Raw genomic sequence first — 20,668 nt, 5'->3', positions numbered from 1 at the left:
AGTTACCAAAAAACATTGAATAAGGTCATGTGGTGAGAAATATGAAAAAAATACTTTATCTCAGAAACTTTGCTTCTACGGTAAACAGAAGCTCGTATAATCTTCAAGAAATAGGATTGGGTAAGGCTTTTGTCAAGAAAGGTTATGATTGTGACATCATTTATTATTCAACGGACTCGTTGGTTAAAGTAGAAGAGATATTCAATTACAATAATAATCGGTTATCTATCATGTGGATGAAGGGTATCAAATTTCTAAGTAATAGCATATACACAAGTGTTTTGTCTAAAAAGTTTCTGGAGCCCTATGATCTAATTATTACAACAGAATATAACCAGTTGATGACGCCGTTACTTACACTTTTGGCACCACATAAAACCGTTTTATATCATGGTCCTTACCGAGATAACAATAACAAAGCGGTTCGAACCATTTATGATATGGTGTTTAAATCATTCTTGGCCAAGAAGATCAAAACAGTGTATGTGAAATCCGATTTAGCTAAGCAGTATCTGGAGAATAAGGGATTTCAGAGAGTTGTCACGGTCGGCGTGGGTTTGGATAAACTTAATTTTGAGACAGAACCTTCGGAAAATATAGAAATATCTGAACTCATCGCTCCTCTAAAAAACAAAAAAGTGTTACTGTACCTTGGAATTTTGGAGGAAAGACGCAACGTTATTTTCCTATTGTCCATTCTCAAAGAAGTTGTAAAACGAGATGATAAATTCCGTTTACTTATGATTGGAGATGGTCAAAAGGAGGATACGGATCGATATTGGAAGTATGTAGAGGAGCATCATCTTCGAGATTATATTATATACTTGCCAAAAGTGAAGCAAAGTGAAGTTTGGCAAGTATATGGTGCAGCAGATATTATGGTCTTCCCTACAACATACGATATTTTTGGGATGGTTCTGCTCGAAAGTATGCATTTTCAAGTGCCGATCATAAGCTCTGTGAATGGAGGGGCTGTGACCGTCATTAAGAATGGAATCAATGGAGTTATTGTTGAAGCGAGTGATGAAAGGGTATGGGTTGAGAGAATTCTGGATATGCATCAGGATCAAGTGCTTCTGGAGAAAATTAAGTCTGAATCGAGAAAGACAATTGAAAATCTAAGCTGGGATGAGATAGCCGATTCGTTTATACAAAGCTTGGATGACAAAACGAAAGAAGGAGTTGCAGTTGACAAAAGTACTGCTTATTCATAACTATTATCAGCTTCGAGGTGGAGAAGACCAGGTCGTTGAACGAGAGCTGAACATGCTGAGGTCAAGAGGAATAGAAGCAGAAAGTTATTATGTACACAATGATTCTATAAGTCAGGGGATCGTAGATAAAGCTAAAGTTGCTCTGAATGTAACCTGGTCTTTAAATGAATATAGGAAAGTTAGGAAAAAAATTATGGACATGCGCCCCGATGTAGTGCATGTCCATAATTTTTTTCCGATTGTATCACCTTCCGTATACTATGCTTGCGAAAGTATGGCAATTCCAGTAGTACAAACCTTGCACAACTATCGTTTGATTTGCCCTGCGGCTACATTCATGCGAGAAGGAGAGATTTGCGAAAAATGCTTGAGCGGTTCCTTAATCAACTCCGTTAAGTATGGATGTTATAGAGGCTCCGCACTGCAGACGCTCCCTCTAGCAGCAATGATAAAAGTAAACAAAATGCTGGGCACTTGGACAAATAAGGTTTCTAAATATATTGCTTTAACTGATTTTTCCCGAACGAAATTTATTGCGAGCGGCATTCCGGAAGAGAAAATCATGGTTAAGCCGAATTTTATTAAGACACCTGAAAAAACAGATCATAATACCCCTCCCTTGGAGAAGTATTTGCTCTATGTCGGCCGCATTTCTCCGGAAAAAGGTGTTGAGAATCTACTAAAAGCCTGGGATGAAGTGAAAACGAAATCGGGTTTTAAACTGGTTATCATTGGAGATGGTCCAGATAAAGAACGGCTCGAACAAAGCTATCAACAAGATGATGTCCTATTCTTAGGGAAAATGAATTCTGATGAAGTGCTTTTTTATATGAGTCATTCACATTACTTAGTAGTGCCTTCAATCTGGTACGAAGGATTCCCTCTAACCATCGTTGAGGCTTATTCGGTTGCGACTCCTGTATTGTGTAGCAAAATCGGTTCTTTGGAGGAAGTCGTTATCCCCGATAAAACAGGATTTCATTTTAAGCATAACGATATTTACGAGCTGGCACAGACTATGGAATATGCAATTAATCTAGACCCGTTAAATTATTCATTATTAAGAAAGTCGACGTTGGATAATTTTGAAAGAAAGTATACAGAAGAAATCAATTATCAATTTCTAATGAATATATATCATGAAGCCATAGAGGAGAATCGTTATGGAATTGCAATCCGCTCTTAAGTATGGCCCTATAGTGAACTCAAATATCTCAGCCTTGTCATTAGAAGAGTCGATAGCTCTTATCGAAGGTTGGGCCAGGAACGATGAGCCCAATTATGTGTGCATATGCAACACCCACTCAGTGGTTACTGCAAGCAAAGATGAGAAATTTAAGGATGTAATCAATACTGCCGGATTATCTACTCCTGACGGTATGCCGTTGGTATGGGCATTAAAAATGTATGGGTACAACAATCAAGACAGAGTGGACGGTCCAACATTAATGGTAAAACTCTGTGAGAGGTCAGCAGACAACAAACTGAACATATTTTTTTATGGCAGCACGGAAGAAACATTGGAAACATTGGTCGATAAGATGAAAAACCAGTACAAGGGAATTAACATTTGCGGGAAGTACTCTCCGCCTTTTAGAGAGCTTACAACAGAAGAAGATGAACAGGTTATCAGCATGATTAATGGTTCAAATGCAGATATCGTCTTTGTAAGTCTCGGATGTCCCAAGCAGGAATATTGGATGTTTGATCATAGGGACAAAGTTAAAGGAGTAATGATTGGGGTAGGTGCAGCCTTCGATTTTTACATTGGTAAGGTGAAGCGTCCGCCAGCTATTTTTCAAAAAATGGGTATGGAATGGTTTTTCAGACTGATTCATGAGCCAAAGAGATTATGGAAGAGATATGCATACAATAATCCGGTATATATCTTCAAATTCATCACAACGTATCGGAGAAATAAACGACAATTGGTATCTATAAAAAATATGGAGCGTCAATAGGAGGAAATGAGATGAAACTTGTATTGTTATCTGGTGGATCTGGAAAGAGATTATGGCCGTTATCCAACGACTCTAGGTCTAAACAGTTCCTAAAGGTGCTCGAAAATGAAAATCATGAATTGGTATCCATGGTACAACGGGTATGGAATCAACTCTCCACAGTAGGACTGGGAGAATCCAGCATGATCGCCACAAGCCAATCGCAAGTCGAAATTATGCAGGCTCAGGTTGGTTATGATGTTCCATTGATCATCGAACCTGAGAGAAGGGATACCTTTCCTGCAATAGCATTAGCCGCAACTTATTTATACTCTGTAAAGAGTGTTTCTCTTAATGAAGTGATCACCATTCTACCCGTTGACCCTTATGTAGAGGATCATTTTTTTACAGCAGTCATGCAGCTAGAAGAAATTATGAATTCAACGAATGAAGTAGATATCGCTTTAATCGGTGTAAGACCGACATATCCTTCATCCAAATACGGTTATATCATCCCCGAGTCATCCACTGACTACGGGGATTTTTATAAGGTAAAGAGATTTCAGGAGAAGCCGACTGAAGAAGCAGCAGAAGAACTCATTCGGGAAAATGCTCTTTGGAATTGCGGTGTGTTTTCTTTCAGATTAGATTATATAATCTCACTTCTGGAAAATAGCGGGCATCCAATTCAATACGAAGAGATGCTTAAGAAGTATAATTCGTTGCCAAAGATCAGCTTTGATTATGAAGTTGTTGAAAAAGCGAAAAACATAATGGTTCTTCCGTATCAAGGATATTGGAAAGATCTAGGAACTTGGAATACGCTGACTGAGGAAATGGGAAGCAATCAAATTGGAAAAGGGATTATTAGTGATGACTGCGCCAATACCCATTTAATTAACGAGATTGATATTCCTGTCACTGTTCTTGGCGTCTCGGATGTGGTTGTAGCCGTATCACCAGATGGAATATTGGTTACCGATAAAGCAGCTAGTCCTAAAATTAAGGATATTGTGAACTTTGATCAAGGTCCTATGTATGAAGAAAAACAATGGGGTTGGTCGAAGACCTTAGATGTTCAGAAATATTTGGACGGGAAGCAAGTCGTTACTAAGCGTTTAAGCATTCAGGCCGGGAAAAATTTAAGCTATAAGTTGTACCGAAACAAACAAGAGGTATGGACAGTTGTCAAAGGCGAGGGGGAGTTCATACAGAACGGAAATTATATGAGAGTAAAATCAGGCAATGTGCTGCATATTCCATCCATGACCATGCACGGTATTAAAGCCATTTCGGACATTGAACTGATCTCAGTACAAACAGGGGACAGTGCCGAAGATCAGGATATGGTCGAGGTCTACACGAACTGGGATGAGATTGTGCTGCATTGTATTAAAACCTCGTAATGAAATTAACAATCATAAGTTACTATGTATCGGATTATGGATATGGGCATGCCACCAGGACGGTTGCCTTGATGAGACATCTAGCAGCGAATGATAAATATCAATTTATTATCATTTCATCAGGCGGCGCACTTAACTATATGCAGTATTCATTAAAGCAATATAAAAACATTACTTACAGGGAAGCAAAGCTGGATCTTGGATATATATTAAATTCCAAAACACTAGAGATTGATAGAACTGAGATGAATAAGTCTTATATTTCATACATGCAAGAATTCTCTTACAGAATTTCAGTAGAGGAACGCTTTTTAAGTGAAAATAAAGTGAATGCTGTAATTTCGGATATTTCACCGGTCGCAATTGCTGCAGCGGACGGCTTAGGTATCAAATCATTGGGCATTTCGAATTTTACTTGGTATTCCGCATATCAATCCTTTATTGAAGACAGGGAAATGCTGCTGGATAGTTATAATAAATTGGATCATTTTCTCATGCTGCCTGGCAGCAATGATGAACCGTTATGGGGAAGAACAGATCGTTGCCAGGTGGGATTTTATTGCAGAGATATTGATCCGATTGAAATGAACAGACTACTTAATAACTTAAATCCAAATCGTAATAAAATTATTGTTTACTTCGTTCTCGGTATGAGCATACAGTCAGATCTTGCTAGTCAGCTTTGTCTGTTAAGCAATAAAGATTATGTATTTATAGTTTCATCCAATATGAATTTGCCAGGTGAGAACATCTACAGAATTCCACAGAATTATACGGAAACTCAGAATTTATTAGCGATCTCGAATGTCGTCATCTCTAAACCAGGCTGGTCCACAGTAAGCGAAGCTGTAGTTCTAAATAAACCTCTTATTGTTATCAAACGGGACAGCTTTTCAGAGGATAAATCCACAATTAAACAAATAATTAATTTGAACAATGTTCATCAATTAAGTTTCAACGAATTAATGAAATTGGATAGTCTTGAACGTTATTTATCTAACAGCGAGGTATTATCAGAGGATATTAATTTAAAAAATCATCAGGAAAAACAAAGAGTATCCGAGTATATTAAATCACAAATAGAAATGGTGGGTTAATATGAAAATAGCAGTTATTGGTACCGGTTATGTGGGGCTGGTGTCAGGAGTATGTTTCTCCGAGCTGGGTAATGAGGTCATCTGTGTTGACAACAATCCTTTAAAAGTGGAAATGCTTGAGCGTGGAGAAGTTCCTATTTACGAGCCAGGCTTAAAGGAATTAATCGAGAAAAATAAGACAGCCGGAAGGCTGTCTTTTACTTTTGATACGGCCTTTGCTGTACAAAACTCAGACATTATATTACTTGCTGTAGGTACCCCTTCCTTACCAAATGGAGAGGCAAACTTAAGCTATATTGAGCAAGCAGCAAAGGAAGTAGGGCAGTCAATTAACGGTAAGAAGATCGTTGCAACCAAAAGTACGGTGCCTGTCGGCACAAATGAGCATATTCGACAAATTGTTGGTCAATACAGCAAGTTCCCATTTGCAATTGCTTCAATTCCAGAATTTTTGAGAGAAGGATCCGCCATTCATGATACCTTGAATCCGGATCGCATTATACTGGGTTCTGATGATGAGGAGACGCTGGAGACGTTGAAGGAGCTGCATAAGCAACTAACCTCCAATATTATTACAACAGATATACGTTCTGCTGAAATGATAAAATATGCATCCAATGCTTTCTTAGCCACCAAGATTTCATTTATTAATGAAATTGCTAATATATGTGAGAAGGTCGGTGCAGATGTGACTCGAGTTGCGGAAGGAATGGGATACGATAAGCGAATCGGCAGTTCCTTCTTGCAGGCGGGAATAGGCTACGGGGGTTCTTGTTTTCCCAAAGATACGCAAGCTTTGATACAAATAGCAGGTAATGTTGATTATGAGTTCAAATTGCTTAAGTCAGTGGTTGAGGTCAATAAGGATCAAAGATTTAATATTATTCGTAAACTGCATGATGCTTTAGGATCTCTTAATGGGAAAAGTATAGCTATATGGGGACTGGCATTTAAGCCGAACACAGATGATATTCGTGATGCACCTGCCATAGAGATTATTCAAGAATTGATCAAATTAGGCGCTCGTGTTAAAGCATACGATCCGGTGGCTACTGCTAATTTTCAAAGAGAGATTAACCATGGTTCAATACACTGGTGCAGCACTTCATTTGAAGCGGCAGAGGACAGCGATGCACTTTGCCTTCTTACGGAATGGTCTGAATTTGCTCAAATTGACTTGCAGCTGTTAGCAACACATATGTCCAGGCCGGTTCTTATTGACGGGCGAAATCTGTATGATCCAGCCAAAATAAAGGAAGCGAATTTTATTTATTACTCTGTAGGAAGACCGCAGTCCATTAATTTGTCTGATTCTTATACTGAGGCTATGTCCTAAAGGGCATAGCTTCTTTTTTTGTTTTAGATGATAAGATATCAAATTTAACAAGTGGGGTAGAACACGATGAAGAGATGGCTGAGGATTACCTTAAGTATTGCCTCTTTATTTATTATTCTTGGAGCAGGATATGGCTGGTATTTGTACAAATCCGTTCAGTCCACTGCGGAAAGTATATATGAGCCGAGAGAACCCTCAACGCCGGTTACGACAATTGATGGAGGAGGGCAACCTTCAGAACCTTCTCCAATCGTTGAGAAAATTAAGGAGCAAGCTCCATTTTCGGTGCTTCTATTAGGTGTTGATGAACGTGCAAACGATGTTGGCCGTTCAGATACGATGGTAGTGCTGACTGTTAATCCTGCTGAACATTCCATTCTAATGTTCAATATTCCTAGAGATACACGCACCGAAATTATAGGCAAGGGAGTGCAGGATAAAATCAACCATGCTTATGCATTTGGTGGAGTCAACATGTCTATTCAAACAGTAGAGAATTTATTGGGAAATCCTATCGATTATTATGTGAAAGTTAATATGGAAGGGTTTTCATCTATTATTGACTTATTGGGTGGGGTAGAAGTAGACAATCCGTTTCAGTTCACTTATGAAGGGAAAATCTTTAATGAAGGAGCGATTCATCTTTCAGGCGAAGAAGCATTGCTGTATTCAAGAATGCGTTATGACGATCCTCGGGGGGATCTGGGGAGAAACTCCAGACAACGTGAGATTATTCAGCAGCTAATCAAAAATGCACTCCAAATATCAAATGTGGTTCAAATTGAACCCATACTAAACGAAGTCGGCGGAAATGTTAAAACTGACATTTCGTTTGATGAAATGAAGAAGTTTGTTACAGGATACAGCAGGGATTTGAAGAATATTGAAACTATCGAAATTCAAGGTCAAGGTGAGAGGATCAACGGGATTTATTATTACATTGTTGGTGAGCAGGAAATAGTACGTGTTCAAGAGATCATGGCAAAGCACTTGGAAAAGGATTCGATAACTTGAACAGGACAGAGATTACAAAACTAAAGAGGCAGCGACGCCGGGTCAAGATGTTCCTTGTACTGTTACTTCTCTTATGGGCTGTATTTATATTGTACATGTCAACGAGAAGCTACCAGCAGCAGAGCATCCGTCCTTTACTAACCAGTATCTCTCACCACATTCAGATCAATTATACTCTACCTGACATCCATATACATTATGCGGAGAAGGTTTACTCACTTCGTAACAATGCTTACGGATTTATTGAATTCATATTTCGGAAATTTGCTCACGTCTTTGTATATGGGGTTTTAACCCTACTGATATATATGCTTACTCGAAAAATATGGGGAAGACGATTATTAAGCTACTGCTTGCCTCTGTTATTGATTCTAATGGTCGCGAGTCTAGATGAAACCATTCAAAAGTATTCAGAGAACAGAACATCTTCTCCGTATGATGTACTGCTGGATCTCAGTGGAGGCTGCCTTGCTCTTCTTATTGCAATCTGTATTGAATGGATCTTGGAACGAAGAAGGTCTAAAAATTCCTCCTCTCTCATATCTTGAGTTACAAGGGACAAGTGAGGAGGAGCTTTATGCTGCGCAAACGGCGAAGAAAAGGATTAATGAAGCTGGCTACTACTGTAATTGTGATCAGTTTAGTAGCCCTGCTTTTTTATAGTTTAAGGGGAGCGTTTGAATCGAGTGAGGAAGAAAAGGCAGTTAATCTTGTTGAAGAATTTTATACATATGAACAAGAAGGTGATTTTGGAAGCTCGTGGGAGTTATTTCACTCCTTTATGAGGGAAAGATATAAAAAGTCAGATTATGTTCAGACCAGAGCACATGTGTTTATGCAGCATTTTGGGACCAATACATTTAAATTTGAAATGACAGAACCGAAGAGAGTGTTTGATGTGCAGTTAATTGAAGGCAAAGAACCTCTAGGTGAAGTGTATATGATTACGGTAACTCAGACTTACCATTCCTCTTTTGGAAACTTCGACATTGTCCAACCTGTTTATGCTGCCCAGGAATCGGGGGAATGGCGTGTATTATGGTCGTTTCAGAAGGTGGAGTAGAATCTATTATTATGAAATTACTCATCTGCTAATTTACCAGGTATATAAGGCTTTATTAATGAAGAACCTACTTCAAAATTAATCGGGGCATCATAGGGCTTACCATTATATATATTATTATTTGTATTAATCCCGTTTCCAATTAATTCTGAAGGAAAATAAAATGTTCCACTATCTCGCACTCCATTTTCTGTTACGTCCATATATGATGTGTTATTCGCAATATTAATATTGCTGATATTCATCCTTCCGCTTGGATGAACTGTAATTGCACGTGCGCTTGTATTCCAGATGATATTGTTATAAATATTATAATTACTAACGTTCCCTTCGAGGAATATACCAGAAGTACCATAGTATCTTAAACTTGGGTTTTGAACTCCATAATTATTATGAATCTTGTTATATCCTATTTCCGTATTACCACCATTACTATCTCTTGTTATCATTATTGCTCCGCCATCTATTGTTTGTGAACCTGCTCCAAAAATATCGTTTCTTTTAACAATACAACCGGAGCAATCTCTTAGGTCTATAATATTTGCTGATCCTGAATTGAATAAAGTGTTATTTAGAATTTGAACTCCTTGTCCAGAGGCCATGAGTAGTCCTCCGTTTCCTCCAGTATAGTTCGTATTATGAATTACACTATTAATTATTCTGCTATTAGCGCCGACTATCTTCACACCACTTCCAGCAACATAACCAATAATGCTGTCTTGAATTAAAGTGTTTGCTCCGTTAAAAGTAATTCCATTGACTATTTCCCACCAATTACTAATGTATTGATAGTGATTAGGGTATTTTATATTTACATTTAGCAACGAAAGGTTTTCAGTAACTGTATTGGTTTGAATTGTTCCCCCAAAAATTTGAATTCCATTTAAAATTATGTTCTTTGTGTTTCTTAGATCAAATACTGAGTTTCTCGTTTTTACCTCAATATTGCTGTTAGTTGGGTTATATCCATTTGGAGGCCAAAAATATACGTTTGATGAACTGTCGATATACCATTCCCCTGGAGAATCAAGAAGTTCTAGTTTGCCCCAAATATAATAGTATGTATTAGGACTTACATCATAATAAACTCCTCCCTGGTTATATTTATAGGAAAATTGAAGTGAATCATTTGCAGATTGCAATACTTTTCCAGTAATTGGAGTCCAAAGCGATCCAGTTAGAAGATTTATCTGAGTATCTTTGAAAAAGTGTTGAGAAAATTGGGATAGTTGCTCATCTTTCAGAGTTGCAGTAACCAATTGTCCGGGTATTGGATCTTCAGTGACAAGATATCCCATTGAGCTTTTGGCTAGATCATTTCTCTTGATAAAGACTGGTGAGGAAGAAATATTGGGCCACCTTGCTTCTGTCATCATTGTACCATTCAAGAAAAGTTGGTTTTTTCCGTGCCCAAGGTATGTGTTTAAACTATTAAATTTATATATATTTTCAGTGTGTTTAGTCCATTCGGAATTTATTGATTCTGTGGCACTTACACGTACGGATTCGTTAGCATATGCTTTATAAGTAATAGGTGCACTTAATGTTCCTGAGTTTTTTGGAGTAATCGTTTCCCTATATATTCCTCCTCTTATTACACATGTATCTCCAGACGTAGCAACTTGAGCGCACTTTTGTATAGTTCTAAATGGATCATTAACTGTTCCTAAATTCGAATCATTTCCATTAGTAGCAACATAATACTGACTGCCAGCACTAGATTGAGAATACGGAATAAGTAAATTGAATAATATAAGTATAGTAAGAAAGCTGATATTGAATTTATTGATTAATTTTAACAATTTAGTTTCTCTCCTTTTCAGAGCCCTCCTGACAAGAGTTATTATAATAAGATTATGTTAATAATTATGTTGCTTCAAAAAAGAGGTTTCTGATTGTTTTAGTTTATATTTATTGACTTCTTGGTTGAATCTATAGATTTGCTTGGTTTTGTGGCTTTACCCGTAAATAGAAAAGAAATGATATTGTTTTTCTTAATAAGAAAATTATAAATGATTATAGGAACCATAATACCTAATACTGTTATAAATGGGCTGTAAAGGATGATGTTTTGATTCATAAGAATTATTACGCCTGAAACACCACTTACTAAAAAAGGTTGATGCAAGAGATAAATTATGAATGAATTATTACCCAGTAATTGTGATAGACGTTCAAGTAACTGAATTCCTCTTAGTAATCTTATTAGTGAAATTAGAGCAAATATTGAATGTATTGCTACAAAATACTGCATAATCTCTGTTAGTACTGAAGTGCCGAGATTTGCAATAGATAGATAAGTAAGTAATGAGTTAGTACCAAAAAACATTACAATATTAATAAGTGAGGTTTTTAAAGTGATATTAGAGAAGTTATTCCAGTTATTAAGAAAATATCTACCGATATAAAAATAAAAAGAAAAGTAAAACACTTTGCTTACCAAGCCTTGAGTAAAAATGAAACTTCCCAATAAACTAATCCCTAAAGTTAGGATGAATTTTAGTATGTGATTATCTGTTGCTTTATCCAAAAACACTTGAAACAAAAAGATTAAAAACAAGGCATACACAAACCAAAGATGTTGATCAATATGATTATTGTTTGTAATTATGGAGTATATCATCTCGTTAAATTTAATTTCTCCATAACCCGCTCTTGAAAGTAGATTATTAAATAGAGGAACACTGCTTAGGAAATATATAAGAAGATAAGAACATAAGGATACAGTTAGATAGGGGATCATCAGAGTTTTCAACTTCCCTAAAACAAATTTCTTGCCAGAGATCTTTTTTATCTTACTACTATTATAATAAAGTAAGCCTGATAATAAGAAAAAAGGTGGCATATGGAAGTTGTATATAAAGGTCCAAATGTAATTAACAATTGGCTCATTCCTCGAAATTAGAGGAAAACAATGGCCAAACACTACGAGAATTATAAGCACACCTTTTATATTTGAGATGTTTTTCAATTTCACTGAATGTCCTCCTTAAACACTTATAATACAAAATGTATCATTTGGAGGCTGCTATGTCTATTACTAAGTTGCTTAAATATTTCAAGTAAGTTTTGCAACACAAAAAGAACTTACTACTTATGTAATACTATCTCAGAAAAATTAGATTACCCTTATATAAGTCCAGTTTGCAAACAAAAGATACAATTTGTATCTTTGATGTGATAAGATAATATCAGCACAGAATAATGATGGATGGTGATTTATGAATAAGGTGTTTACTATTTCTGTATTCATTATATTTTGTATTCCAATGCTGACTCAGGGTTATACATATTCTTTACCAGTCTATGCTTTATTCACTCTAATTGGGCTTTATTGTTATGTTTGTCTACTTCCAAAACAAAAGGAAATTTGGCAAACAATCGGTTCTAATAAATTAGTCACAATGTTTATTGTCTTGGTTTCCTTTTCGTTTGCATGGTCTGATTCAACAGTCTATAGTCTCTTAGAAATATACAAGTTTCTTATTATTTCGTTATTTTGCTTATTTGTAGTTACAAGATATACCCCGAATGAATATCTAAAATTACTATTAATCTCCTTGAGCATTCTTAGTGTTGTAAATTTAATTACAAGTATTATTTTGCCTTCCTTTGCAGTTCATCCTGTAGGGTCAGAGCACTCAGGACATTGGAAAGGATTATTAGGACATAAGAATACCCTCGGGACAGTTACGTTGTTATCCTGTATCTTAAACTTATCGTTTTTGTTTAAGAGAAATTCATTAAAAATGGTTCATTTATCTATTATTTTTGTAAATTTTATACTATTAATAAAATCAGGTTCTTCTACAGCGCTTATCCTGTCAGTGTTAATTTGTACTATTCTATTATTCATATTTACTTATTACAAATTAAATAGTTTTTCATTAAAGCAATTTATATTTTGGATTTCTGGAGCTGTTACACTTTCAATTGCTTGTTATGTATATATAAATATTGATTCATTTTTTGGCCTATTTGGTAAATCTTCTGACTTGACAGGTAGAACAACTATTTGGACCAATTTAAATGATGCTATGCTTCAAAATTGGTGGTTCGGATACGGTTATCAAGGGTATTGGGGAAAACTAGATCGTGTTTTAAGTGATAGTGGAGGAATCATTTTAACAAGCAGTCATAGTGGTTGGAGAGACTTATGGTTAGATGTGGGATTTGTTGGATTAGCTTTAATTTTAGTTATTATTTTAGTAACAGTTTATAACCTTCTAGTTAATATTAAATTGTCCGATAATACTCCTTATTGGTTAGCTACACTAGGGATTCTTATATTTTTTCCCGCATACAATATTACTGATAGTAGATTTCTGAATTCAATTCCGATTTACTGGTTATTGTTTTTGATTAGCGTGACTTACGTTTCAGTTCAAACAAGAATTAAGAAATTAAAAGTGGATTCACTTCTATTATGTAATAAGAAGCCTGGTTCCATGTTTGCTGAAGATTTTGTTAGAAGTACGAATATCTTTAAGTGATCGAGAATATCCTAAATGTAGTTTAGTTTGCAAAACTAAAAAAAGTACATCCTTATCATTCGATATAGGATGTACTTTTTTTATATTATTTTTATTTTTATCTGCTGGGTATGAAGAGAGAGATTAGAGTTAAGTATACAAATTGTATCTTGTGAATAACAATTAAAGAATTCGCATATGCACATTTTAAAATCTTATAACAAAGCGTTTTCCCGCCCTATTCCTGGTTAATTATCTAATAACCCTCAAAAATTCTTGACAAAAATATGGGACTCCATTATGTTCAAGATACAATTTGTATCGAAAAGAATCGATTTATGCGATTGATTGAACGAGTGTCCCTGCGGTTGGTTTCACAGGCACTGAAACTATCTGTCTTTATGAATGGAGGACGGCTGAAGTGATTATGACGAGTCGATTTTATTGTGTCGCCTGTGGGAGGATATTGTCGGTAGACACGAAATATCCAATGGAGTCGAGAGGAATAGAAGAGGCCAAAGTCTCAGGTAGTCTATCATATGAACAGTCCATTTCCAGGATGAAAGACCTTCCCCATATCATACTCAATCAGGTCTTCCGGACCGGATTTTACAGAAATGAAATGCCGCTGGGCTATTGCCTCTGCTGCCAGAAGGGTGAGCAAGCGGAGGAAGAGCACCAGGAAGCCGCTCCTGCCACGGAGGAGGATCATTCGGAGCCTCAAGCAGAGCGTGAGGTACAGAATTGCTTCATCCCAGCAAATACGCGGGACAGGTTCTCACAAATTATGTTACACTAGGCTCGAAGTCTATGAGTGAGAATCCTTGTTCGAATTCCCATTCGAACATTACCAAAAGGGAGTGAGCATTTACATGCACCAGGAACCTGTCGTTCGTATGCAAGGTGTAAGTAAGGTCATTTCTTCCCGCCATCTCGTGCAAGACCTGACTCTGGATATATATCCAGGCCAGGTCTTTGGTTTTTTAGGACCCAATGGCGCGGGGAAGACGACCACGATCCGCATGATGGTAGGCTTGATGTCCATTAGCAGCGGGGATATCTTCATTGCTGGACACAGCGTGAAGACCCAGTTTGAGGATGCCATCCGTGAGGTTGGCGCCATTGTGGAGAATCCGGAGATGTACAAGTTCCTGACAGGCTACCAGAACCTGGTTCATTTTGCCCGGATGTCACCAGGAGTGACTAGAGAGCGACTTCAGGAAGCAATTGAGCTTGTTGGTCTCAGTGACCGGATACATGACAAGGTCAAGACATATTCTCTTGGCATGCGTCAGCGGCTTGGCGTAGCACAAGCCATTCTGCATCGTCCGAAGCTGCTCATTCTGGACGAACCTACGAATGGGTTAGACCCGCAGGGCATTCGGGAGCTCAGAGATTATTTGCGCAAGCTCACGCTTACGGAAGGGGCGACAGTCTTCGTATCCAGTCATTTGCTGTCCGAGATGGAGCTGATGTGTGATACGGTAGCGGTCATCCAGGGTGGGAAGCTGATTGATGTCCGGCAGCTGAGACCGGAGAACGGCGCTCTTGAGGTTCAAGAATATACGTTCGAGGTGAGCGATACCGAGGCAGCATTCAGGCTGGCAGGACAGGGACGTACTGAGGGTCCTGTGCTGAGCATATCTTGTACAAGAGACGAAGCCGCCGAGCTGAATGCAAGATTGGTTCAGCATGGCATCAAGGTCTATGGCATTCGTTCCAGAACCAGCTCCCTCGAAGATCAGTTCCTTGCAATGACGGGAGGTGAGCGTACTTGAGTAACTTTTTGATGCTGATACATAATGAGAATATGAAGATCTACCTCCGTATACGGACCTGGGTGATGCTCGGGATTATCATTGTGATGTCAATCCTCATTCCTTATCTGCTATCTAGCACGGGGGGAGGAGCCTCAACCTACTATTGGGAAGGGGCTATGCTCACGGTGTCGTTCATCAGCTTCCTGAATACGATCTTTGCGGTCGTGATTGCGGCCGATTCGGTGGCAGGTGAATTCTCTTGGGGTACGATTAAGCTGCTGCTGATTCGTCCGTGGACCCGAAGCAAGATTCTGGCTTCCAAATATGTATCCGTACTGATATTCAGTCTGCTGACTACGCTCCTTATGACAGGGTTATCCCTGCTTACGTGCTCGGTTCTGATGTCTACGGAGGCTGTCGTGTCACAGATGTCGGGAGTTTACACACCTGCAGGTTATGCGTTCGTCAGCTGGCTGTATGAATATGTGGACTTGTTTATCACCTTGGCGATTGCATTTATGCTATCCACGGTATTCAGATCAGGAGCCCTTGCCATCGGGTTATCTCTATTTATCTTGTTTACGCAAGGGATCTTTGGTTTAATCTTTGATCCGGATCGTTATTTCTGGGGGAAATACGTTCTGTTCACTAACATGGACCTCAGTCAATATATGTTCGGTTCAGGTAACAGTGTGATGAGCCTGGGCTTCTCTATTGCGGTGCTTGCTGTTTATTATGTTCTATTTATGGGTATTACCTTTTATGTCTTTCATAAGAGAGACGTGGCTGCTTAGAATAGAAGTCTTGTCGTTCGATTATGGATACCTTCATTTGCTATAATGTCTAGGAATGCTGCGGAAGAAGAGGTTGCATAACTTGTTGTGTGACTTACATATTTACAATAGAAATAGACATGAATGGAGGAAGTGAACTTGGCTCAAACCAACAGGTTTTTCCGATTCTGTATCGGTATAATCCTGATCCTGCTTGTTATCTTCTTGGGTGACAAGGTCAAATTTATTTTTAATCCGCTATTTTCTCTACTTAGTGTGATACTAGTTCCGGCGATGCTGGCAGGCTTCTTCTATTATTTACTAAGGCCGCTTGTTGAGCTGATGCATAAACGAAGAGTCAATCGAACGCTCGCCATTTTTCTCATATACCTGGTATTCGGTCTGATTATGGCTGGATTTATTATCGGGATCTGGCCGTCGCTTCGGGAACAGTTCCTCGCATTCATCGAGAATGCGCCGAATTTGGTTCGAATGCTGACAGAGCAAGTAGAGGAGCTGGAAGAGAGTGGAATACTGGCACAGATCTTGCCAGAGGGAACTAACATTCTATCTCGGATCACTGAAGTCATTGATCAAGGATTTACGGTACTGACCAATTACATGTCCAGTGTGGTATCATTCTTCTCCGGCTTCATTATGGTGTTGTTTGTCACACCGATTATTCTGTACTTCATGCTGAAGGAAGGCGGGAAATTCGGGGAGAAGATTGTAGGCTTCATGCCTAAGCGTTTCCGTGACGAGGGCACGGATCTGATGGATGAAATCGACAGCTCTCTCAGTGGATTTATCGTCGGTCGTGTCATCATTAATGTGTCGCTTGGTGTACTAATGTATATTGGATTTCTGATCATTGATCTGCCGTACGCGCTGCTGTTGACGGTCATTGCGGTCATTATGAATTTCATCCCCTTCATCGGGGCATTCTTGTCTTCGGTGCCGATTGTCATCATTGCCTTCATCCAGTCACCTTCCATGGCAATCTGGGCATTGGTGATTATCCTTGCCGCACAGCAAATTCAGGATAACCTGCTAGCGCCGTATATCTTCAACAAATCGCTCGATATCCATCCGATTACGACGATTGTCGTTGTGCTTGTGGGTGGCGATATTGCAGGCTTGTTGGGGGTTATTCTTGCCATTCCGCTCTATATGACGCTGAAGATTGTAATTACCAAAGTGTACCATATTTTCTTCAAGGACAAATGGGAGAAGGCGTAGCCCATGCAGTTGTTCCCATAGTGGAGTCTCTCTAGATCTAACACAGTAAGGCCCGCAGATCTGTCACGAACAGACATGCGGGCCTTATCAATTTATATAGTAACGAATTACTCTGCAAGTGCGGATTCCTCTTCGCCGCTCGCGGCAGGCAGAGGTTCTCTCGGAATAACAGCCACCTTCAGGAAGCGGTTCTTCTCCTTCTTCAGCAGAATGAAGGTGAGTCCTTCGAATTCGTATTCTTCTTGTTCATTCATCTCGGGCTGATGACTGTACAGCCATCCTCCAATGGTATCCCACTCGTTAGTGTCAAGTGTGGCGAGGAGTAGATCATTTACCTTGGACAGAGATACCTTCCCATTAAATATAATGTAGTTATTATCCATAATCTGGATTTCTTCTTCTTCATCTGCGTCGAATTCATCCCGAATCTCTCCGACGATCTGCTCCAGCACGTCTTCAATCGTGACTATACCCGAGGTTCCGCCATATTCATCAACGAGGATGGCAATATGATTGCCTTCCTGCTGCATCTTGTGCAGCAGTTCTTTAACCGGTGTTGTTTCGTGAACTGCGGGAATCGGTTGAATAAGACCGGTAATGTCAATATCGGAGGAGTTGTCTCCGTAATATTCCAGGAAAAATTGCTTCGTATTAATGATGCCGATAATATCGTCCTTATTCTCATTCACGACCGGGAACCGGGTGTACTGCTCTTCACGAATGATGGCGAGATTCTCTTCAACAGATTTGTTGACGTACAAGCATACCATATCGGTTCTCGGAACCATGATTTCCTTGGCGAGCATTTCATCAAAAGCGAAGATCCGGCTTACATATCCAAATTCGCTCTGATTAATCTTGCCGCTCTCGAAGCTCTCATTAATAATAATCTGCAGCTCTTCCTCAGAGTGAGCCTCTTCGTGCCCAGAAGCAGGTTTAACGCCAAACAGCTTAACAAGACCGTTAGCAGAGCCGTTCAAGACGAAAATAAATGGGTACATTAATTTGTTAAACCAAATGATCGGTTTGGCCGTTAACATGGCGACCGTTTCTGCCTTTCGAATCGCAACCGTCTTAGGTGCCAGCTCGCCGACTACGACATGTAAGTAAGTAATCGCCATAAAGGCGATAAAGAAGGATAAGAAGGATCCTACGGCCTCCGGTACATGCATTCTTTCAAAAAGAGGGTGCAGTATCTTCTCTACGGTTGGCTCTCCCAGCCATCCGAGTCCCAGCGAGGTAATCGTGATCCCCAGCTGACAGGCGGATAGATAGCCGTCCAGATTAGCAACCACTTGCCTAACCGCGGCGGCTCGCTTGTTCCCTTCTGCGATCAGTTGATCCAATCGACTCGTCCTTACACGTACAATCGCAAACTCCACTGCGACAAAAAATGCCGAAAAACCAATCAATACGGCCACGAAGGCCAGGTTTAACGCGTACCTACTACCTTCTTCCATTTCACATCTCTTCCTCTTCATGAATTTAAACTATAAAGTCGAATCAAATTCATTTGATGAATAATTTATGAATTTGATTCAGTTTAACGAATATTATAGCTCAATTCAGGCCGTCTGAAAATACGCCCTAATGCACAGCGAATGTCAAGCGATTTGATTACATCACTGTATCTTGAGTCCATATCCCATATTTTTTAGCTCGGATATGCATGTTTTTTGCAAAAATTTGTCACACTGTATAGATGACTCCGAATCTATACATAAGAAGGGGGCTGGCTCATGATTTGGCTGGTCATCGTTATACTGATCTTATTTTATTTCCTGCAAACGGTCCTCTTATTTGTACTGGAGTATGAGAGACCGGTCAAGGCGGGAGTATGGATTCTTCTATCCATCTGCCTGCCTGTTATTGGAATCATTCTCTATTTCCTGGCCGGCCGGCCCTATCATCGGATGAGGAAGCATGTGAAGAGTGAGGTGTGGGAGCACATTCACCAGCATCTCTCTTCGCAGACCAAAGTGATAACGACTGTAGAAGACATGCACAGCGCAACATTTACAGCTCACAACCGGCTGTTTAACTTGATGTCCCACATGCCGAATAGTGCAATTACGGGGTGCAACGAGACGAAGTATTTTACGGAAGGTGAGCCGCTGTTTGCTTCCCTGCTCCATGATATAGAACTGGCACAGCATCATATTCACATCCAGTTTTATATTTTTCGTGATGATATTATCGGCACCATGTTTCAGGATCTCCTTATTGAAAAAGCTGAGCAAGGCGTAAAAGTCAGTATCATCTGCGACGGGTTCGGCAGCAAAGCCCTTCCGAAGCCCTTTATTCAGAGAATGAAGAAGGCGGGGATCGAGATTCACTTCTTCCTGCCCCCGGGCCTTGCGATGAAGCTGCGTAAGCTGAACTATCGTAACCATCGCAAGATTGTCGTTATCGACGGTACGATCGGGTATACCGGAGGAATGAATATCGGGGATGAGTACCGGGGTCAATCGCAGAAAATGGGCTTCTGGCGTGATACGCATATGCGGATCAGCGGCGACGCTGTATATTTCCTGCAGACGACCTTTCTCAAGGACTGGGAGATGGTATCCGGGCAGACAGTAGAAGAGGATCGCATTCCTTCCTTATTCCCACCACATGACTGCCAGGTTGATGAGCAGGTTCAGATTGTGGAGAGCGGACCGGATGAGACGCGGCATTTGATTCAGGAAGTTTGCTTCAGTGCCATTACACAAGCGAGCAAGCGGATCTACATTACAACGCCGTATTTTATACCGGACGATGCGCTCATGACTGCACTGAAGACGGCTGTCTATGCAGGAGTGGATGTGCGAATTCTCATTCCGTATGAGGCAGACTATGCGGTCGTGCTTCAGGCAACGCTGTCTTATGTGGAAGAGCTGCTGACGGCGGGAGTTCAGTTCTATCGTTATAAGAAAGGCTTCATTCATTCCAAGGTCATCATTGTTGATGATTTGCTGGCGTCTGTCGGCTCGGCTAACCTGGATATGCGCAGCTTCTACAGCAATTTTGAATTGACCTCGGTCATGTATTCAGAGAGTGCGATCAAGAGACTGGTGACTGATTTTGAAGGGGATCTAAGCCATAGCATGAAGCTCGAATTAAGCACGTTTATTAAGCGTTCGAAATTAGGCAAATCCACTGAAATCCTGTGTAGGTTATTATCTCCTCTGCTCTAAGGATTTTGGGTGATTTCTGTGGGAAAAACCAGCTTTCTATTCCATTATCTCGTCGTTGCTGACTCTTTTCGTGATTTCTGGATGTGGAGTATGGTATAATAGTGTATCAGGTCATGTCTTTCGGACATAGAAAGGTTAAAAGAATAGGGGGATTCTATGTCAAATATGACAACGA

At 39.5% G+C, this 20,668-nt stretch carries 18 protein-coding genes; 15 read left to right on the top strand and 3 right to left on the bottom strand.

Annotated features, from left to right (window positions below; all coding sequences use genetic code 11):
* Positions 1-41: 41 nt before the first annotated feature.
* The 9 genes from ACFQ3J_RS13835 (at position 42) to ACFQ3J_RS13795 (ending at position 9,070) form a co-directional block, all read left to right on the top strand.
* Entirely contained in the window at positions 42-1,214 is a 1,173-nt protein-coding gene (locus ACFQ3J_RS13835; protein ID WP_379293017.1) for a glycosyltransferase family 4 protein, read from the top strand.
* The gene (locus tag ACFQ3J_RS13830; protein ID WP_251582178.1) at positions 1,189-2,400 is read left to right on the top strand and encodes a glycosyltransferase family 4 protein; all 1,212 of its coding nucleotides are present in this window, start codon (positions 1,189-1,191) and stop codon (positions 2,398-2,400) included. Before ACFQ3J_RS13835 ends, ACFQ3J_RS13830 begins: the two co-directional genes overlap by 26 nt.
* Positions 2,378-3,175 carry a WecB/TagA/CpsF family glycosyltransferase gene (locus tag ACFQ3J_RS13825; protein ID WP_251582176.1) on the top strand — a complete coding sequence of 266 codons (798 nt, stop codon included), beginning with the start codon at positions 2,378-2,380 and terminating at the stop codon, positions 3,173-3,175. Before ACFQ3J_RS13830 ends, ACFQ3J_RS13825 begins: the two co-directional genes overlap by 23 nt.
* An 11-nt stretch (positions 3,176-3,186) precedes the next feature.
* On the top strand, positions 3,187-4,560 hold the full coding sequence (locus ACFQ3J_RS13820) for a sugar phosphate nucleotidyltransferase (protein ID WP_251582174.1): 1,374 nt from the start codon (positions 3,187-3,189) through the stop codon (positions 4,558-4,560).
* 71 nt (positions 4,561-4,631) lie between these two features.
* The gene (locus ACFQ3J_RS13815; RefSeq protein WP_251582172.1) at positions 4,632-5,657 is read left to right on the top strand and encodes a glycosyltransferase; all 1,026 of its coding nucleotides are present in this window, start codon (positions 4,632-4,634) and stop codon (positions 5,655-5,657) included.
* A gap of 1 nt (position 5,658) precedes the next feature.
* Positions 5,659-6,993: a UDP-glucose dehydrogenase family protein gene (locus tag ACFQ3J_RS13810; RefSeq protein ID WP_251582171.1), complete on the top strand. Its 1,335-nt coding sequence runs from the start codon at positions 5,659-5,661 to the stop codon at positions 6,991-6,993.
* A gap of 66 nt (positions 6,994-7,059) precedes the next feature.
* On the top strand, positions 7,060-8,007 hold the full coding sequence (locus ACFQ3J_RS13805) for an LCP family glycopolymer transferase (protein WP_251582170.1): 948 nt from the start codon (positions 7,060-7,062) through the stop codon (positions 8,005-8,007).
* A 47-nt stretch (positions 8,008-8,054) separates the two neighbouring features.
* Positions 8,055-8,555, top strand: a complete 501-nt coding sequence (locus ACFQ3J_RS13800; protein ID WP_379293329.1) for a VanZ family protein — start codon at positions 8,055-8,057, stop codon at positions 8,553-8,555.
* 29 nt (positions 8,556-8,584) lie between these two features.
* Positions 8,585-9,070, top strand: coding sequence for a hypothetical protein (locus ACFQ3J_RS13795; RefSeq protein WP_251582169.1), 486 nt, complete (start codon positions 8,585-8,587; stop codon positions 9,068-9,070).
* Positions 9,071-9,087: 17 nt separating this feature from the next.
* Here the strand turns inward: ACFQ3J_RS13795 and ACFQ3J_RS13790 are convergent, their stop codons facing one another.
* A complete protein-coding gene (locus ACFQ3J_RS13790; protein WP_251582168.1) occupies positions 9,088-10,872 on the bottom strand; it encodes a right-handed parallel beta-helix repeat-containing protein in 1,785 nt (594 codons plus the stop codon).
* Positions 10,873-10,970: 98 nt separating this feature from the next.
* Positions 10,971-12,047 (bottom strand): acyltransferase family protein, encoded by a 1,077-nt coding sequence (locus ACFQ3J_RS13785; RefSeq protein WP_251582167.1) that lies wholly within the window; start codon positions 12,045-12,047, stop codon positions 10,971-10,973.
* A 244-nt stretch (positions 12,048-12,291) separates the two neighbouring features.
* Here ACFQ3J_RS13785 and ACFQ3J_RS13780 point away from each other — a divergent pair, with 244 nt between their 5' ends.
* From ACFQ3J_RS13780 to ACFQ3J_RS13760, 5 genes are all read left to right on the top strand, one after another.
* On the top strand, positions 12,292-13,563 hold the full coding sequence (locus tag ACFQ3J_RS13780; RefSeq protein ID WP_251582166.1) for an O-antigen ligase family protein: 1,272 nt from the start codon (positions 12,292-12,294) through the stop codon (positions 13,561-13,563).
* Between the two features lie 400 nt (positions 13,564-13,963).
* Positions 13,964-14,341 carry a hypothetical protein gene (locus tag ACFQ3J_RS13775; RefSeq protein WP_139236936.1) on the top strand — a complete coding sequence of 126 codons (378 nt, stop codon included), beginning with the start codon at positions 13,964-13,966 and terminating at the stop codon, positions 14,339-14,341.
* Positions 14,342-14,414: 73 nt separating this feature from the next.
* Entirely contained in the window at positions 14,415-15,320 is a 906-nt protein-coding gene (locus ACFQ3J_RS13770) for an ABC transporter ATP-binding protein (protein WP_251582165.1), read from the top strand.
* Positions 15,317-16,096: an ABC transporter permease gene (locus ACFQ3J_RS13765; protein WP_251582163.1), complete on the top strand. Its 780-nt coding sequence runs from the start codon at positions 15,317-15,319 to the stop codon at positions 16,094-16,096. Before ACFQ3J_RS13770 ends, ACFQ3J_RS13765 begins: the two co-directional genes overlap by 4 nt.
* Before the next feature lie 138 nt (positions 16,097-16,234).
* Positions 16,235-17,314 carry an AI-2E family transporter gene (locus ACFQ3J_RS13760; RefSeq protein WP_251582161.1) on the top strand — a complete coding sequence of 360 codons (1,080 nt, stop codon included), beginning with the start codon at positions 16,235-16,237 and terminating at the stop codon, positions 17,312-17,314.
* A 107-nt stretch (positions 17,315-17,421) separates the two neighbouring features.
* On the opposite strand, the gene ACFQ3J_RS13755 is transcribed toward ACFQ3J_RS13760, so the two are convergent.
* Positions 17,422-18,774 carry a hemolysin family protein gene (locus ACFQ3J_RS13755; protein WP_379293010.1) on the bottom strand — a complete coding sequence of 451 codons (1,353 nt, stop codon included), beginning with the start codon at positions 18,772-18,774 and terminating at the stop codon, positions 17,422-17,424.
* A 279-nt stretch (positions 18,775-19,053) separates the two neighbouring features.
* Here ACFQ3J_RS13755 and cls point away from each other — a divergent pair, with 279 nt between their 5' ends.
* Complete coding sequence (cls, locus tag ACFQ3J_RS13750; protein ID WP_251582159.1) at positions 19,054-20,493, top strand: cardiolipin synthase; 1,440 nt, start codon at positions 19,054-19,056, stop codon at positions 20,491-20,493.
* Positions 20,494-20,668: the final 175 nt, after the last annotated feature.

The sequence above is a fragment of the Paenibacillus provencensis genome (genome assembly GCF_042678545.1).
Taxonomy (GTDB): Bacteria; Bacillota; Bacilli; order Paenibacillales; family Paenibacillaceae; genus Paenibacillus; species Paenibacillus provencensis.
Note: the sequence above shows the minus strand (reverse complement) of the source record. Positions and strands in the feature narration are given on the sequence as shown.